Genomic DNA, 14,922 nt, shown 5'->3' with positions numbered 1-14,922 from the left:
TCCGATACATGCGGCGGCGTCTATCATTCGGGTGGGGAAAGGAGGGCGGCATGACGGACATACGCACGGCGATCGACGACGCGGCCTCCTGGCACGCCCGGCTCGATTCGCCGGAGATGGACTGGGAGGCGTTCGGTGCCTGGCTCGATGCCGACCCGTCGCATCGCCGCGCCTATGACAGCATCGCTGTGCTGGACGCCGAGATCGGCGAGGCCGCAGCCGCGATCGCAGCCGCGATGCCCGCGAACGACGACATGGTCGCCGAGACGCCGACGCCGGCACGATCGCCGCGCTGGCGCTGGGCTGCGCTCGGCACTGGTGGTGCGCTGGCGGCAGGGCTTGCGGTGCTGATGGCCGTCCCCTCGGCCGATACGGCGGCACAGCTCTACACGACCGGTCGCGGCGAAACGCGCGCGGTCACGCTCGCCGATGGCAGCCGCATGCAGGTCGACCGCGGGTCTCGCGTGTCGGTCAGCGGCGGGACGAGCCCGGTGATCGAGATTGCGGACGGTGCGGCGAGTTTCGCGGTGCGCCATGACCCCTCGCGCCTGCTGATGGTGCGCGCCGGCGGCTATGAAATACGCGATATCGGCACGCGGTTCGACGTCGTTAACGCGCGCGGGCGCGTCGCGGTCACGGTCGCGGAGGGTGCGGTGGACGTCACGCCGATCGGTGGGTCGGCGGCGGACACGACAATGCTGCACGCCGGGCAAAACCTGGACATCACGCCGTCGAAGCAGATCGCCGAGCGCCGCACCGTCGATCCTGCCCGCGTCTCGGACTGGGCCGATGGACGGCTCGATTACGATGGCGCTCCGCTGGCGCTGGTTGCCGCCGACATATCGCGGTATGCCGACGCCCCGCTGATGGTCGATCCGTCCGCGGCGAACCTGCGTTTTTCCGGGGTATTGACGATTGGTGATGGATCGCGGCTCGTCGATCAGCTTCGCGCAGTCCTGCCGATACGCGCTCGTCGCGTCGGCGGCGTGGTGCATCTGGACGCCGCCGCTTCACGCTGAGGCGCCCCATGCTGAGCAGGCCCACGCTGAGCAGGCACGCCCGGGGCTGACGATCCCGGCCGGTACGTTGCGATCGGCGCTGGATGCGCTCGCGCGGCAGAGCGGCATTTCGATCGGCATGGCGGGATCGCTTCCCGATCTGCGCGTCCGGCGGATCGATCGGGCGCGCGATGTCGGCGATGCGTTGCGGCGGATGCTGGCCGGCAGCGGGCTGCGTGCCGTCAGGGTCGACGCAAGCACATGGCGGGTCGAGGCGGTTCCGCAAAAAATCTCGCGTTCGCCCCGCCGCCGCGTAACGCCGCCCGACCTCGCCAGCGGCGACATCATCGTCACCGCCAGCAAGCGAGACGAACGCCTCTCCGATCTACCCGCCTCGATCAGCATCGCGGGCGGGCAGGTGCTCGGCCGTCTCGCCGGGCGCCGGGGACTGGTCGACTTGATGGCAAGCGCTGACAGCGCGTTCTCGACTAATCTGGGGCCCGGTCGCGACCGCATCTTCCTGCGTGGCGTCGCCGACAGCGCGTTCAACGGGACCAGTCAGTCACTGGTCAGCCTGTATCTCGACGACGCGCGGATCGGCTATGCCGCGCCCGATCCCGATCTGCGGTTAGTCGACGTTGACCGCGTCGAAGTGCTGCGTGGCCCGCAAGGCACGCTCTACGGCACCGGTGCGCTGGGCGGCGTCGTCCGCATCGTCACGGTCGCGCCCGATCTCGATCGCTTCACCGGTAGCGCAGCGATCGAGGGAACGGGCGTCGCCAACGGTTCGCTCGGCGGTGCGGTCGAGAGCATCGTCAATGTGCCGATCCTGCCCGGCACGCTGGCGTTGCGCGCGTCGGGCTGGAGCGAGACGATGCCCGGCTGGATCGACGACACCGGACGCAACCGCCGAGACGTCAATCGGACACGCCGGATCGGCGGCCGCGCCGCTTTGCGATGGTCGTTCGGCGACTGGCATGCGACGCTCGACGGTGTCGCGCAGCGGATCGATGCGCGCGACAGCCAATATGCGACCGATGGCCTGTCGCGTGCGACCCGCATTGCAGAGCCGCAGGACAATGACTTCACTGCGGCAACGCTCACCCTCCAGGGGCTGATCGGCAAGCTCGACGCGCAGGCGACGACTGCATTCGTCGACCAAGAATTCGGCAGCACCTATGATGCCAGCGTGTTGGCGTCCTTGCTCGGCCCGACGGCGCCGCTGGCCTATATCGAGGATCGCTCGGCACAACTCCTGTCGCAGGAGATCCGCGTCAGCGACCCGACCGCGCGCCATCCGTGGATCGTCGGTGCGACGATCCTGCATTCGACCAGTCGGCTAGACGGCCGGTACTTCTCCACCGGCGGATCCCCTGCGGTGACCGCGCGGCGCGACGAAGAGGATGTCATCGACGCCGCCCTGTTCGCCGAGGGCACGCAGCAAGTGACGCAGACGCTCGATTTGAAGCTCGGACTGCGGGCGTTTTCGACCATTAGCCATCTCGAACAGGTCGACCCCGACCGCGAACGCGCCGCGCGGGTCGGCGTCACCCCTAGCGCGACACTCAGCTGGCACCGTGACGATCTTGGTCTCGTGTGGCTGCGCTATGCGAGTGCTGTTCGCCCAGCCGGTGTCAGTCGCACCGCGCCGATCGCCGATCGCCGCATCCCCGGCGACGAGTTACAGAGCCTCGAATTGGGGTGGCGGATCCGCGTGGGCGGAGATCTTGTTGCGCTACACGGAGCAGTCTTCGGCTCGGTCTGGGAGCATTTGCGCAGCGATACCGTCGGCGCGGACGGCCTGCTCGGGACGGTCGATGCGGGTAACGCGAACAATTACGGGCTCGAACTAGGGGGCCGGCTGGACCTAGCGCCGGTCGCAATCGACTTTAGCATGACGCTTCAGCGCGCGCGCCTGACCTCAACCTCGTCGGTTGCAACGGTCGATGACGATGATCGCCGGCTGCCCGTAGTACCTGATATATCTGCGAGGCTCGCTGCCTCGCGAAACTTTGACGTGCGCGGGCTGCCTGCTCAAGTCTATGCGGCCGCTCGTTATATTGGTCGGACCCGACTGAGCTTCGATCCGTTGCTGGACCGTCCGGCAGGCCGCTATGCGACGATCGATGCCGGTAGCTCGATCGATATCAGCGGACGGCGCTGGTCGGTCGACGTCACCAATCTGCTCGACAGCCGTGGCAACAGCTTCGGCTTCGGCAACCCTTTTACTCTCGGCAGCACGATGCAGACCGTGCCCGTGCGTCCGCGGACGATTACGCTGCGGTTAGCGATTGGGCTTTGAAATGACGTTGCTGCTTACAGGGGGGGCATCTGTAACCGCTTCTCCGCCTATATGAACGAACGGCCGGAGTAGAGCAGTCGCAGGCAGGCCGGGAATGACCGGTTATGGGTCAGTGCTACCCAACCCACCGGGAGCGCATACCCCAACCACCTGCCGAGCAGGCAGCAGAGTACTACGCCGGCTCGTGGTAGATCCCCCAATTCCGGAAGTCCCAGTCGCCAAGAGAGATCGTCAGTTCTCAGTGCAAACTGCCCTCGGGCAACATCTGATTCACACGAGCTGCCACTGTCGATAGCAATCCGGAATACCCCGTGCCTTCGTTGGGTGCCGCAGCGACGGCTTCGCCGATCAGCAGCAGAGATGGATCGCAATCGCTTATCGTTTCGACCAGGAAGGCGAGCGCAGACAATCGACCTCGAATGATGCGTTCGGTCGGAAGCGAAACGTTGACCGCGACCATCACCGGCGTGTCGGGCGCGCGACCGGCGGCGATCAGGTTGCGCGAGACTTCGGCGGCGGCGGCGCGGCCCATGTAGATTGCGAGCGTGGCATCGGACGCGGCGAGCGCGGTCCAGTCAAGATCGAGCGCTTCGCCGGCGCGGGCGTGTGCCGTGACGAACGTCAGCTTTCGTGCGAGGCCGCGCAGCGTCAGCGAGGCGCCACCCGACGCCGCAGCGGCGCTGGCGGCGGTGATGCCGGGGCAGATCCGCACCGTGATGCCGTTGGCGGCGAGGTGGTCGAGCTCTTCGGTCGAGCGGCCGAAGATCGACGGATCTCCGCCCTTGAGCCGGACGACGCGCTTGCCCGCGCGCGCTGCCCTGGCGAGCAAGACGTTGATCGAGACCTGATCCTTCGAATGTCGCCCCGATCGCTTGCCGACACTCACGACTTCGGTGCGGGCGGGGATGAGCGCAAGGACGCCCGGGCCGACCAGCGCGTCGTAGAACACGACGTCGGCCGCCGCGATCAGCCGCTCGGCTTTCCGCGTGAGAAGGTCGGGATCGCCGGGGCCGGCACCGACCAGCCAGACCGAACCGGGCGTGAAATCATGCGACATTTGCTGATCCTTGCGTGACGAGAAGTTTGGCGAGGGCAGGGCGGCAGGATCCACAATTGGTGCCGGCTTTCAGTGCCGCACCGATCGCGGGAACGTCGGCGAGATGCTGGTCGGCGATCGCGGCGAGGATGGTCTTCAGCCCGACGTCGAAGCACGCGCAGACGATCGGGCCACGGTCGACCTGCATGCCCGGCGCGCGGCCGGCGAGCAGGGTGGGCGCGGCGATGGCCTCGCTCAGTTGCGCGACGAGCCAGTCGCGGGGCGGAAGTGCACCGTCCCGGGTCACGAACAGCACTGCGGCGAGCTTGCCGCCCTCCAATATTGCGATCCGGCGGGAGCCCCGAGCCGCATCGACCGCCTCGATCCGCTGGCCCTTGGGCAGTAGCGCGTCGAGTGCGGCGGCGTCGCCGTTGCCCGCCATGTCCCACGCCGTTCCACCCGGTACCGCGACGCGCGTCGCCCACAGGCAATCGGGGCGCGTCGTCAGTTCGCCGCGGACCACGACGAAGCCGCGCCATTCAGTCGCGACGGGCTCGATCCGAACGGGCGTGGTTTTGAAGCCCGGCTGACCCGAGACAGGGTCGGCTAGCGGGCGAGGCAGCAGCCCGGCACGGCCGCCGGTCGCGGTGCGGTCTGTCCAGTGGATCGGTACGAACAGCTCGCCGATCCGCTGCGTCGCGACGACGCTCGCGCGGAAGAGGCTGTCGCCCTGCGGCGTGAGTACGCGCGCAAGGCCGCCATCCACGATCCCCAGCCGTACCGCGTCGTGGGGGTGAATCTCGACCAGCGGCTCCTCGCGGTGGCGCGCGAGTTTGGGCGACAGGCCGGTACGGGTCATCGTATGCCACTGGTCGCGGTAGCGCCCGGTATTGAGTGTCATCGGCCATCGGGCGAGTGGTGCGGCAACCGGCTTTTGCGCCACTGGCACGAGGCGGGCACGGCCATCGGGAGTCGAGAACCGGCCGTCCGCGAAGGGTGCGCCGCCCCAACGGAACGGCATCATCGCATCGTATTCCGCATTGCCCTTGGCGGTATGACCGGGAAGCGCGAACAGCCGCGTGCCGTTATTCTCATAGGACGACAGCCGGCAATGCTCGCGCCAGATCTCGGCGGGGCGGTCGTAGGAGAATGCCGTCTTCCAGCCCATCCGCCGCCCGACTTCGGAGATGATCCACCAATCCGGTTTTGCGTCGCCGGGCGCGGCCATGAACGCGCGCTGGCGGCTGATCGTGCGGTCCGAATTGGTGACGGTGCCGTCCTTCTCCCCCCATGCCGCGGCGGGCAGGCGGACGTGCGCGTGGACCGATGTGTCGGTCGTCTCGATCACGTCGGAGACGACGACGAATGGGCATGCCGCCAGCGCCTCGCGCACGCGGCCGGCGTCGGGCATCGACACCGCGGGGTTGGTCGCCATCACCCACAGCGCCTTGATCCGGCCGTTGCCGAGTTCGCGGAACAGGTCGACCGCCTTCAGGCCCGGCTTGGTCGCCATGTTGGGCGCGGCCCAGAACCGGCCGACGCGGGCGACGTTCTCGGCCGCGAAATCCATGTGCGCGGCGAGGCTCGACGCGAGCCCGCCGACCTCGCGCCCGCCCATCGCATTGGGTTGGCCTGTGATCGAGAAGGGGGCTGCACCCTGCTTGCCGATGCGGCCGGTGGCGAGGTGCAGGTTGGTGATCGCGTTGACCTGATCGGTGCCCGACAGCGACTGGTTCACACCCTGGCTGAACATCGTCACGGTCTTCGGCGTTGCGGCGAACAGTTCGAAGAAGCGCCTGAGATCCTGCGGCGGAACATCGCAGATGCGCGCGACCGACCACAGGTCGCTGCCCTCGTCGAACTGGTCCCAGAACGCATCGGGCGTCGCGACATGCCCGGCGAGATAGTCGTAGTCGACCACGCCCGCGTCGCGACACCACGCGAGCAGGCCGTTCATCAGCGCGACGTCGGTGCCGGGGCGGATTGCAAGATGAAGGTCCGCCTCGTCCGCGGTCTCGGTCCGGCGCGGGTCGATCACGACGAGCTTGGCGCCGGCGTCGCAGCGCGCGCGGATGCGTTGATAGACGATCGGATGGCACCAGGCGGTGTTCGACCCGACCAGCACGATCAGGTCGGCGGCGTCGAGATCGTCGTAGCTCGCGGGCACGATGTCCTCGCCGAACGCGCGCATGTGGCCCGCGACTGCGCTCGCCATGCAAAGCCGCGAATTGGTGTCGATGTTGGCCGAGCCGATGAAGCCCTTCATCAGCTTGTTGGCGACGTAATAGTCCTCGGTGAGCAGTTGTCCGGAGACATAGAACGCGACGCTGTTCGGGCCGTGCTGTGCGATCGTGTCGCGGAAGCGTTTCGCGACGAGGTCGAGCGCCTTGTCCCAGGATGCGCGACGCTGGCCGATCATGGGGGTCAGCAGGCGGCCTTCGAGTCCGATCGTTTCGCCGAGATGCGTACCCTTCGAGCAGAGCTTGCCGGAATTGGCGGGGTGGTCAGGGTCGCCCTTGATCGTGACGGACCGCTCCCCGGTCGGGGTCGCGAGGATACCGCAGCCGACACCGCAATACGCGCACGTCGTGCGAACGGAGGCCATTAGCCCTCTCCCCGTTGGGGAGAGGGTTGGGTGAGGGGTAGTTGGGAAGGCCAGCACACGCCCCAAACCCTCACCCCGGCCCTCTCCCCGGAGGGGAGAGGGAGCAGTGGCGCGCTCATGCGGCGGCTTTGATGGTTGAGGTGCGGCAGAGCAAAACCCGGCCCCCCGACACCTTCACTGGGATCACCGGCGTACACCCCTTGTCCTCGCCCAGCGCCTCGCCCGTATCCAGCGCGATCCGCCAGTTATGCAGCGGGCACGCCACCGCGCCGCCGTGGACGATCCCCTGCGACAACCGCCCACCCTTGTGCGGACAGCGATCCGCAAGCGCGAACACCTTGCCGTCGCCGGTACGGAAGACCGCGATGTCGTCGCCGCCGGTGACCTGCACCGTGCGGCTGCCGCGGACCGGGATCTCGTCGACCCAGCCGATATCGAGCCATTCGCCGATCATGCCATTTCCCTCGTCTGATCGATGGGCGTGAACCGCGCCATCGGCGTATGTTGTTCGCGGTGCTCGCCCGCCGCGCGTGCCGCCCATGGATCATCCTGCGTGAACTGCTGCGAGAACAGGAACCGTGCCGCCAGCGCGTCGCGGCCCTCCGGATCGTCGGCGATCCGCTCGCGAATATACGCGACCCCGATCCGCTCGATCCACGGCGCGGTTCGTTCCAGATAGCGCGCTTCCTCGCGGTACAACTGGATGAACGCGGCGCAGTAATGCATCGCCTCTTCCTCGGTCGCGACCTTGCACAGGAAGTCGGTCGCGCGGACCTTGATCCCGCCATTGCCGCCGACCGACAGCTCATATCCAGAGTCGACGCAGACCACGCCGAAATCCTTGATCGTCGCCTCGGCGCAATTCCGCGGGCAGCCGCTGACCGCGATCTTGAACTTGTGCGGCATCCAACTGCCCCAGGTCATCCGCTCGACCTTGACGCCGAGCCCGGTCGAATCCTGCGTTCCGAACCGGCACCAGTCCGACCCGACGCAGGTCTTCACGGTGCGCAACGACTTGCCGTACGCATGCCCGCTGACCATCCCGGCGGCGTTCAGATCGGCCCAGACCGCGGGCAGGTCCTCCTTCTTGATTCCGAAGATGTCGAGCCGCTGGCCGCCCGTCACCTTGACCATCGGCGCATCGTATTTCTCGACGACATCGGCGATCGCGCGCAGCTCGCGCGGGTTGGTGAGCCCGCCCCACATCCGCGGCACTACAGAATAGGTGCCGTCCTTCTGGATGTTGGCGTGCACCCGCTCGTTGACGTAGCGGCTCTGCTGGTCGTCCTTGTAGTCGCCCGGCAGCGCGCAGAGCAGGTAGTAATTGAGCGCAGGCCGGCACGACGAACATCCGTCGGGCGTCGACCAGCTCATCTTCTGCATCACTTCGGGGATCGATCGCATGCCCTGCGCAACGATCTCGCGGCGGACGTCGTCGTGGCCGAAGCTGGTGCATTTGCACATCGTCTTCACCGAACGTTCGCCCGAATATTCGTCGCCCAGCGTGACCACGAGCAGCGTCTCGACCAGCCCGGTACACGATCCGCACGATGCCGACGCCTTGCAGGTCGCGCGGACCGCGTCGAGCGTCGCGTTGCCGGCGCCGATGCATGCTACGACCTTGCCCTTGGTGACGCCGTTGCAGCCGCAAATCTCCGCATCGTCGGAGAGCGCCGCAACGGCCGCTTTAGGGTCCGCGGTGCCTCCTCCCGAGGCGAACGACTGGCCGAAGATCAGCATGTCGCGGATCGGCGCGATGTCTTCCGCCTGCTTGAGCAGGTCGAAATACCAGCCGCCGTCGGTGGTATCGCCGTACAGCACCGCGCCGACGATCCGGTCGTCCTTGACCACGACGCGCTTGTAGATGCCGCGCGACGCATCGCGCAGGACGATGTCCTCCGCGCCTGCACCGCCGGAGAAATCGCCCGCCGAGAACACGTCGAGCCCGGCGACCTTCAATTTGGTCGAGGTCACCGATCCGCGATAGCCGCTGTGACTGTCGGTCAGCCCGTCGGCGAGCGCGCGGCACATGTCCCACAGCGGCGCGACGAGACCGTAGACGTTGCCGTCATGCTCGACGCATTCGCCGACCGCCAGGATCGACGGGTCGCTGGTGACCATGTGGTCGTCGACCTTGATCCCGCGGCCGATCTCCAGACCGGCGTCACGCGCGAGCGCCACCGAGGGTCGGATGCCGACCGCCATGACGACGAGGCTCGCGGGGATCAGCGTACCGTCTTTCAGCAGCACGCCCTCGACGTGGGTATCGCCGACGATCTCGGCGGTGTTCGCCTCGGTGAGGATGACCTGACCGCGCGATTCCAGCGCCGACTTGAGCAACCACCCTGCCGCTTCGTCGAGTTGCCGCTCCATCAGCGTCGGCATCAGGTGGATCACCGTAACCTTCATCCCGCGCAACGTGAGCCCGTGTGCGGCCTCCAGCCCGAGCAGCCCGCCGCCGATGACGACCGCGGCGCCACCCTTTCCGGCTGCATCCAGCATGTGATCCACGTCCGCCATGTCGCGGAACGAGATTACGCCGGGCAGGTCCTTGCCGGGGACGGGGATGATGAACGGATCGGAGCCGGTCGCGATCAGCAGCCGGTCGTACGATACCGTCAGCCCCGATCGCGCGGTGACGGTCTTCGCCACGCGGTCGATCGCCTGCACCGGATCGCTCGTCACCAGCTCGATCGTGTTGGTCGCGTACCAGGCGTGGTCGTTGATGACGATCTGCTCGAACGTCTTCTCGCCCGCCAGCACCGGCGACAGCATGATGCGGTTGTAGTTCACGTGCGGCTCGGCGCCGAAGATCGTCACGCGGTAACGGGTCGGATCGCGCGCGATCAGCTCCTCGACCGCGCGACAGCCGGCCATGCCGTTGCCGATCACGACGAGATGCTCGCGCCGCTTGGAAAAGGGGGTGTCGGGGAAGGGGGTTTGGTGTTCCATCAGATCATCCAGTCGGGTTGGAGCCGGGGAAGGGAGGGTCATGCGGGGAGCGCGCCGTTGACCGAGCGGTCGCTGGTGCGGCGTGCGTCGAGCGCCGCGTCGAGCAGCGCGCGCTCGTTCGATTTGTGCGTGGCGGAGAAGCGGACGGCGAGCGCGCAGACCGCGGTGCCTGCGACGACGTAGCCGAGCACGATGAGACATTGCTGCGGGGTGGCCGACGCTTTGTTGAGGAACCCCGCCGCGACCGCGCCGATATTGCCGCCCGCGCCGATCAGCCCGGCGACACCGCCCAGCGCCTTGCGGTCGATGAACGGCACCAGCGCATAGGTCGCGCCGCACGCCATGTGCGTGAACAGCCCGAACATCGTCATCGCCAGTATCGCGAGCGTCACGCTGCCGGCATGACCGAACAGCACCAGCCCGACGCCTTCGCCGAGCATCAGCGCGAACAGCAGCAGCGCGCGGCCGTCGAGCCCTTTGCTGAGCGCGATCCGGTCGCTCGCGATCCCGCCGAGCGCGCGGGCGAACAGGGCTAGACCGCCGAAGATCCCGGCGGCGAGGCCTGCGTTGGTCAACGAAAGGCCGAACCGGTCGACGTAATAGCTGGCGGCGATGTTATGGATGAAAATCTCGACGCCAAAGCAGGCGCCGTACGTCGCGGCGAGCATCCAGGTGCGGTAATTGGCGGCGGCGCGGCGGAAGATCGCCATGCCCGTCGCCTTGCCGCCATCGAGTTCGATGCCCGCGGCGCGGAGGTCGACGATGTCGCCCTGCGGCGTGTCCTGCGTGTAGCGCGCATAGACGAACGCCATCGCGAGCATAGCGACCCCCGGCACGAACATCGCCGCGCGCCAGCCGAACGCATGCTCGACGCCGAGGCCGACGAGCGCCGCGACGACCAGCGGCATCAGGCTCTGCGCTGCGCCGCCGCCGGCATTGCCCCAGCCGCCGACGGTCGCGTTGGCGGTGCCGACGACGTTGGGCGCAAACATCACGCTGGTATGATATTGCGTGATGACGAACGACGCGCCGATCGCACCGATCGCAAGGCGGAAGAACAGGAACGTCTCGTAGGTCTGCGCGAACGCCAGCCCGAACACCGGAATCGCACCGATCAGCAGCAGCCACGTATAGGTGCGCCGGGGGCCGAACCGATCGCAGAGCGGTCCGACCACCAGCCGCACCAGGATCGTCACCGCGACCGCGGCAATGTTGATGTTGGCGATCTGATCCTTGCTCAAGGCGAACTCGGCCTTGATCAGCGGCATCAACGGCGCGGCGGCGAACCACGCGAAGAAGCACACGAAGAACGCCAGCCACGTGACATGGAACGCGCGCATTTGCGGCGTGGCGGCGCTGAACAAGTCGATCCTGGTGGCTTTGGGCGCGGCGGTGTCGATACCTGGTGATGCGAACAACATGGTCGGTTTCCCATCTGCGATGGACAAAGAAAAAGCCGCCCCGACGGCGACCTTGTGGACGCATCGGAGCGGCTTCGTTGCCTGTGGCCGATCGGTGGATCGCCCTACGCGGTCAGGTCCCCTCGTTGGAACCGGTCTCGCGATAATTTCGTGTCCGACTCCCTTGCCGGACAATGCGAAGATGACCGAAGAGGCCCCATCGCGCAAGCGTCATTTCGCAGATGCAGCAGATTGGGGCTTGGCGGGGCAATTGACTCCGGGATCACCCCTCCAGGGAGGGGCAGGGGGTGGGTCGGCTTCCGCATGTCCGAACCGAAGGGGCTCAAGCCAGCCGATCCACCCCCAACCGCCCCCTTCCAGGGGGGGAGAGGAGAGTTCAAGGCAAGCTGGCCAGATACCCCTCGATATCGTCGGGATCGAACGCTCGCCGATCGAAGAACGCATCGCGCCCAAGGATCAACCGCCCCTGTGTCGATCCCGCGCCAATGCTGTCCGCGCCGATCGCCCCCTCCAGCTTCGAACTCGCATTCGGCAACGGCGCGCCTGAGCCAATCAGCGCCGCGCGATACGCGTCAGGACGAAACACACCTTGCGCGACGTCCGCATCCTCAGCCGAGAACGGCGTGCCGTCCCACCGCACCATCTGCGAATACAGCCATGCCGCCTGACTGCGCCAAGGGAAGTTCGCCGCTTCGCGGTACTGGAACATAAAGTCGGGCACGTGGATTGGCAGCGCGTCCTTCACCAGCCGCACTCGGTCGCCGATCGCCCGCGCCACTGCATCGACCGGGGCATCGAGATACTCTCGACGAGACAGTATCGCCGCATTCTCCTCAAGCGTATCCGGATCGATGAACTGCGCAGCCGCAGCGTGCAATGCGCGGATCAGCCGGTGGACGACGTCGCCACACTCGGCCAGCGTGGCGGCACGCATCGCCAGCACCTTTTCGACCCCACGCTGCCAGACCTGTGCCGTTACCAGCGCGATCCGCCCGACCCCGCGATCGACCGCGACGCCGTTCCAGGGCTCGCCGACGCAGATGCCGTCGACTTCGCCCGCCGCCAGCGCATCGGCGGCGAAGGTCGGGCTGGTCGTGACGATCTCGACGTCGGTATCCGGGCGGATGCCGACCGCCGCGAGCCAGTAGCGCAGCATGTAATTATGACTCGAATAGCGATGCACCACGCCGAACCGCAGCCGCCGTCCCGCCGCGGCGCGCGCGATTGCGACCGCCTTCAGTCGCGCACCGAGCACCACCGGATCGCCAAGCGCGTCGCCGTCCATCACCTGCACCGCGAGCGGCAACGACAGCGTGATCGCATTGCCGTTGAGCCCCAGCACGAACGGCACCGCCATAGGCACCGCTGGCCGCCCACGCCCCAGCGCCGTCGCGATCGCCAGCGGTGCGACCATGTGCGCGGCGTCGGTATGGCCGTACAGAAGCCGGTCGCGTACCGTCGCCCAGGTCATGTCGCGGACGAGCTCGATCTCCAGTCCCTCGGCCTCGGCGAACCCGCGTTCGCGCGCGAGGATCGGCAGCGCCGCATCGACGAGAGGGAGGAAACCGATGCGGACCCGGTCGAGCGCCATCACAAATCTCCCATGAGCGCATCGCTGGTGATGATCGCGTCGGCGATCTCCACGATCCGGCGGTTGGATCGCATCGCCTGTGCGCGGAGCAGGCCGTACGCGGTCGGCTCGTCGATGCCGCGGCGTTTCATCAGGATCGCCTTGGCGCGGTCGATCGTGGTGCGATCGGCGAGAGCGCTGCGGGCTTCGTGCAGTTCGGCCTGCAACCTCGCGAACGCCTGGAACCGGCGGATCGCGAGATCGATGACCGGCTTGATCCGCTGTTTGGCGAGCCCGTCGACAATGTAGGCGGACACGCCCGCATCGACCGCGGCGTTCGTGGACTCCGCATCGCTCTGGTCGACAAACATCGCGATCGGGCGGGCGAGGGCGCGCGACACCGCGAAGAACTCCTCGAGCACGTCGCGACTGGGATTTTCGAGGTTGATCAGCACTACTTCGGGCGCTGCCTTCTCCAACGCCGCGACCATCCCGAGCATGCCGTCGATAACGACGATATCGTCGAGTCCGGCCTCACGCAGGCCTTCCGAAATGATCGCAGCACGCGTGGTGCTCGTGTCTATGATCGCGATCCGCATCACTCAGTCTTATGCTGCACCGATCCTCATGGCGAGGGCACACCCGCACAGAGATTAATGAGTGTCTGAAGTTGGGGAGCGGCGAACGGAGCCCGAATGACCAGTTATGGGTCTCACGCATAGGCTCGTCTGTCGTTGCGATAATTTTTGCACCCACAGCCTTCGCAAACTGAATGGCAAAAAGCGATACGCCGCCCGTCCCCTGTGTCAGTACGACTTCTCCTGGGCCGACCCAGCCAATGCCGACCATGCCGTGACGGCCGCGCATGGTAGCGTCGCAGCCTCAGTAAACGACAGGAAGGATGGATGACCAGTTCCTCCTCGCTGACGACGCGATACTCGCGGAGCCAGCCGTCCAATTGAATGCCGTATTGCTGGGGAATGGCTTGGAACGAACCGCCGAACCAGTTTGGCATGATCGAATTGACCACGTGATCATCGACCGCAAAGCGCGTAACACGCTTGCCGATCGTCTCAATCACGCCAGCAGCGTCGGACAACGACACTCGGCCTGCCTGCACACCGAACGGCAGCCAGCCTTGCAGAACAGCAAGATCACGAAAATTTAGCGAATTGGCACGGATGCGAACAAGCACCTCGCCTACACCCGGAACGGGAACGGGCTCTTCGCACAATTCGAGGCCATTCACGAATCCGATAGTCTGCATGGGATATGTTTTCATCGAACGGTACTTTCCATGCGCACCATGGGGTGCGTTGCGGGGATCAGATTTCCCAGTCGGACCCAAGAATGATGCTACAGAAGTTCTGCCGTTTAAAATCCGCCGGGTTCTTTAGCGCGAGTACATCGGCGTTGACCGTTCCGAAGGTGGTTAGCGGTCTTGCCGACATGCCCTCCGCAAACGCTCCAATAATGTTTTCCTTAAAATTATCGCCCCGTGGATGATGGTCACAAACATGTGCGCGCTGTTCAGGCGTGAAGTCGTGATAGCCTATTCCTAGCACGTCCATTTCAACACCGGCGGTGACAAGTGCTATCGTTGGCCGCATATGTTGTGGCACGCCGGGGGTGGTGTGCAGCGCGATCGCAGTCCAGACATCCTCCACGTCGCGCTCAGGAACGTCATAGCTTTCTAAGAATGCCCGCGCGGCATTCGCACTATCGACCTCGAAGCGCAGATCAGAGCTCGCGTGACTTTTGGTCAGCCCCATGTCGTGAAACATCGCCCCCACGTACAGCAATTCGGCGTCGTATGGCAGGCTGCGGCGCTTGCCCGTAAGTGCCGCCCACAGGAAGACCCTGCTGCTATGATTAAACAGCAAATCGGTTTCGGTATCCCGGACAAGTTGGGTGACGGCACGCGCCATGGCGCTGTCGGGCACGGCGATTTCAGCGGTTGAGATTGTCATCTTCATCCTCTCGGGATCAATTAAAGCTGCAAGCGTAAATCCGGCCAGTCGCCAACTGTGTTCAAGAG

General features: G+C 66.1%; 11 protein-coding genes. 2 read left to right on the top strand and 9 right to left on the bottom strand.

Going from position 1 to position 14,922, the window contains the following annotated elements:
• Nucleotides 1-50: 50 nt before the first annotated feature.
• Nucleotides 51-1,019 (top strand): FecR family protein, encoded by a 969-nt coding sequence (locus ASE82_RS04705; protein WP_056059405.1) that lies wholly within the window; start codon nucleotides 51-53, stop codon nucleotides 1,017-1,019.
• On the top strand, nucleotides 922-3,300 hold the full coding sequence (locus ASE82_RS04700) for a TonB-dependent receptor (RefSeq protein WP_056059403.1): 2,379 nt from the start codon (nucleotides 922-924) through the stop codon (nucleotides 3,298-3,300). Before ASE82_RS04705 ends, ASE82_RS04700 begins: the two co-directional genes overlap by 98 nt.
• A gap of 238 nt (nucleotides 3,301-3,538) precedes the next feature.
• On the opposite strand, the gene cobA is transcribed toward ASE82_RS04700, so the two are convergent.
• The 9 genes from cobA to ASE82_RS04655 form a co-directional block, all read right to left on the bottom strand.
• Entirely contained in the window at nucleotides 3,539-4,357 is an 819-nt protein-coding gene (gene cobA / locus ASE82_RS04695; protein WP_082441130.1) for a uroporphyrinogen-III C-methyltransferase, read from the bottom strand.
• Nucleotides 4,347-6,941 carry a nitrate reductase gene (locus tag ASE82_RS04690; protein WP_056059400.1) on the bottom strand — a complete coding sequence of 865 codons (2,595 nt, stop codon included), beginning with the start codon at nucleotides 6,939-6,941 and terminating at the stop codon, nucleotides 4,347-4,349. The genes cobA and ASE82_RS04690 overlap by 11 nt, the downstream gene beginning before the upstream one ends.
• 115 nt (nucleotides 6,942-7,056) lie before the next feature.
• A complete protein-coding gene (gene nirD / locus ASE82_RS04685) occupies nucleotides 7,057-7,395 on the bottom strand; it encodes a nitrite reductase small subunit NirD (RefSeq protein ID WP_200910655.1) in 339 nt (112 codons plus the stop codon).
• Nucleotides 7,392-9,893: a nitrite reductase large subunit NirB gene (nirB, locus tag ASE82_RS04680; RefSeq protein WP_056059398.1), complete on the bottom strand. Its 2,502-nt coding sequence runs from the start codon at nucleotides 9,891-9,893 to the stop codon at nucleotides 7,392-7,394. Before nirB ends, nirD begins: the two co-directional genes overlap by 4 nt.
• Before the next feature lie 38 nt (nucleotides 9,894-9,931).
• Nucleotides 9,932-11,314 carry an MFS transporter gene (locus tag ASE82_RS04675; protein WP_056059396.1) on the bottom strand — a complete coding sequence of 461 codons (1,383 nt, stop codon included), beginning with the start codon at nucleotides 11,312-11,314 and terminating at the stop codon, nucleotides 9,932-9,934.
• A 376-nt stretch (nucleotides 11,315-11,690) separates the two neighbouring features.
• Nucleotides 11,691-12,905, bottom strand: a complete 1,215-nt coding sequence (locus ASE82_RS04670) for a CmpA/NrtA family ABC transporter substrate-binding protein (RefSeq protein WP_056059394.1) — start codon at nucleotides 12,903-12,905, stop codon at nucleotides 11,691-11,693.
• Nucleotides 12,905-13,483 (bottom strand): ANTAR domain-containing response regulator, encoded by a 579-nt coding sequence (locus ASE82_RS04665; protein WP_056059392.1) that lies wholly within the window; start codon nucleotides 13,481-13,483, stop codon nucleotides 12,905-12,907. The genes ASE82_RS04670 and ASE82_RS04665 overlap by 1 nt, the downstream gene beginning before the upstream one ends.
• 113 nt (nucleotides 13,484-13,596) lie before the next feature.
• Nucleotides 13,597-14,166, bottom strand: coding sequence for an alcohol dehydrogenase catalytic domain-containing protein (locus ASE82_RS18725; protein ID WP_200910654.1), 570 nt, complete (start codon nucleotides 14,164-14,166; stop codon nucleotides 13,597-13,599).
• A gap of 43 nt (nucleotides 14,167-14,209) precedes the next feature.
• On the bottom strand, nucleotides 14,210-14,860 hold the full coding sequence (locus ASE82_RS04655) for an HD domain-containing protein (RefSeq protein ID WP_200910653.1): 651 nt from the start codon (nucleotides 14,858-14,860) through the stop codon (nucleotides 14,210-14,212).
• Nucleotides 14,861-14,922 lie beyond the last annotated feature (62 nt).

The sequence above is a fragment of the Sphingomonas sp. Leaf230 genome (assembly GCF_001421745.1).
GTDB lineage: Bacteria > Pseudomonadota > Alphaproteobacteria > Sphingomonadales > Sphingomonadaceae > Sphingomonas.
This window is presented reverse-complemented; position numbering and strand designations above follow the sequence as displayed.